General features: G+C 66.5%; 1 protein-coding gene. It reads left to right on the top strand.

The features are described from left to right. Positions 1-2,765, top strand: a 2,765-nt coding sequence (locus tag BST12_RS28630) for a type I polyketide synthase (protein WP_139802035.1), incomplete at both ends; no start/stop codon positions are given.

The raw sequence follows: 2,765 nt of genomic DNA, 5'->3' as shown, positions 1-2,765 counted from the left end.
GCCCTGACCCTGCCGGCCACCAACCCCCGCGAGGAGTTGCTGCGCGCCCTGCAAGCCTTGGCCGGTGATCACCCCCACCCCGGCGTCGCCCGCCACCACTATCTGGCTCACCAACCCGCCAAAACCGTGTTCGTCTTCCCCGGCCAAGGCGCCCAATACCCGACCATGGCCACCGAACTATATGCCCACCATCCCCGATTTGCTCAGGCACTCGACGACTGCGACCGCGCCCTGCACCCATGGACAGGCTGGTCGATACGCCAGGTATTGCACGAAGAAGCCGACGCACCTCCCCTAGACCGCGTCGACGTCATCCAACCCGTGCTGTTCGCCATCATGGTCGCCCTAGCCGAACTGCTGCGCTCCCACGGCATCACCCCCGACGCCGTCGTCGGCCACTCCCAAGGAGAAATCGCCGCCGCCTACATCGCCGGCGCGCTGCCCCTCGACCAAGCCGCCAAAATCGTCGCCCTACGCAGCCAAGCCCTAACCACCCTGGCCGGTCATGGCGCCATGGCCTCGGTGCGGCTAACCCCCCAACAACTCCACCCCCACCTAGAACCCTGGCACCCCACCCTGACCATCGCCGCGATCAACGGCCCCACCCACACCATCCTCAGCGGCGACCCCACCGCCCTCGACCAATTCAGCACCTACTGCCAACACCACAACATCCACATCCGGACCATCGCCGTCGACTACGCCTCACACTCCCCCCACGTCGAACAGCTTCACCAACACCTGCTCGACGCACTGGCCGACCTCACCCCCCAACCCGCCACCATCCCCCTCTACACCACCGTGCGCAGCGCCCTGTCCGACCAGCCCCTCGACACCACCACCATGACCGCCGACTACTGGTACACCAACCTGCGCGAACCCGTCGCCTTCCACCACGCCATCACCACCCTGCTGGCCCAAGGCCCCCACACCTTCGTCGAACTATCCCCACACCCGGTCCTGGCTGCGGCGCTGACCGACACCCTGGCTGATCAACCCGGCTGCACCGTGGTTCCCACCTTGGTTCGTGATCTGCAGGATCTGGACACCATGTCCACCGCCCTGGCCCAGCTACACACCCACGGCCATAGCCCCGACTGGACCACCCTGTATCCCGGCGCCACCACCATCGCGCTACCCACCTACCCCTTCCAACACCGCCCCTACTGGCTAACCCCGCCGGCTTCGACTGTGGCCATCGATTCTGTCGAGGGTCAGTTGTGGGACGCGGTGGACAGCGGTGCGGTGGACGCTGTCGCACTGGTGTTGGGGATGGAGGATTCGCCCGAGGCGGCTTCATTGGGTCCGGTGGTGGCTGCTTTACAGCAGTGGCGCCGACAACTCGCCGAGCGCTCGGTGGTGGACAAGCTGCGCTATCGGGTCGGCTGGCAAGCGGTCAGCCTGGCCACCTTCCCGCAAACCCGGCAGCGATGGCTGGTTTTGATTCGTCCTGAGCAGTCCGAAGATCCCTGGCTGCAGGACCTATTGGCCCGCTACCCCGAGGAATTCAGCACCACCGCCATCGATACCGACCGCCTGGACCGCGCTGAACTGGCTGCACTATTGGTCGAACACGCCGCGGCCCACGACTGCGACGGCGTGCTGTCCGTGTTGGCACTTCCCGACCGCACCGACTCCCAGGTCTCTGGGCCGTCTACGGGTTTGCTGTCCACCCTTGGGCTGGTGCAGGCCTATGGCGACAGCGGGTTGAGTCTGCCGCTGTGGATGCTCACTCAGGGCGGCGCGCAACTGACCGGCGATGAGCCGCCGTTAACGCCGGGCCAGGCCGCGGTGTGGGGGCTTGGACAATCGGTTTGCTTGGAGCACCCCGATTGGTGGGGCGGGCTTGTCGATCTGCCGACAAGCCCCTCGGCCCAAGACGTCAAACGTCTGCACACGATCCTGACCTGCCCGCAACCCGAAGACCAACTGGCTCTGCGCCCGCATGGTGTGCACGCTCGACGCCTGCACCAGGCACACCTGCCCGCAGATCACCGGCGCGTGTGGAAGCCCTCAGGGACCGCGGTCATCACCGGCATCACCGACCAATCGGGCCCTGGCATCGCCCGCTGGCTAGCCCAGGCCGGAGCCAGCCACCTGGTTCTGCTCAGCCGCACCGCCGCGCAGGATCCTGACGTGGCGGAACTGGAAGAAGAGCTCCACGCCGTCGGCGCCGGCACCACCGCCGTCTCGGTGGACCTCACCGATCGAGTCGCGGTGGCCGGCGTGATCGAGCAGATCCGCGCCGACCACGGGCCAATCGACACCGTCGTGCACGCGGCAGAGTTTCTGGGCTGGGCTCCGATCGCCGAGGTCACCCTGGAGGAATTCCACGGCACATACCTGGCCAAGGCGCTGGGGGCAGAAAACCTCATTGCGGCACTGGAGGATCAGCCGCCGCAGACCTTCATCCTGTTCTCCTCTGCGGCCGCAACCTGGGGTGGTACCCGGCAAGGCGCCTACGCGGCGGCTAACGGGCACGTTGAGGCCTTGACCACCCAGTTACGTAGCCGCGGTTGGCATGCCCTGGCCCCGGCCTGGGGAACCTGGGCTGACGATCGCATTACCTCCCAAGACACCCTGGACTACCTCGCCCGGATCGGACTGCACCAGTTCTCCGCCGAGACCGCTTTCGCCGCGTTGCAACGGTGCCTGGACGCCGACGACACCTTGATCACTCTTGCCGATGTCGATTGGGAGCAATTCCAAGACGTCTTCACCACCCGCCGCGCCCACCCCCTGCTCACCGAACTAGCCAGCCACAC

This window comes from Mycobacterium angelicum (genome assembly GCF_002086155.1).
Taxonomy (GTDB): domain Bacteria; phylum Actinomycetota; class Actinomycetes; order Mycobacteriales; family Mycobacteriaceae; genus Mycobacterium; species Mycobacterium angelicum.
Note: the sequence above shows the minus strand (reverse complement) of the source record. Positions and strands in the feature narration are given on the sequence as shown.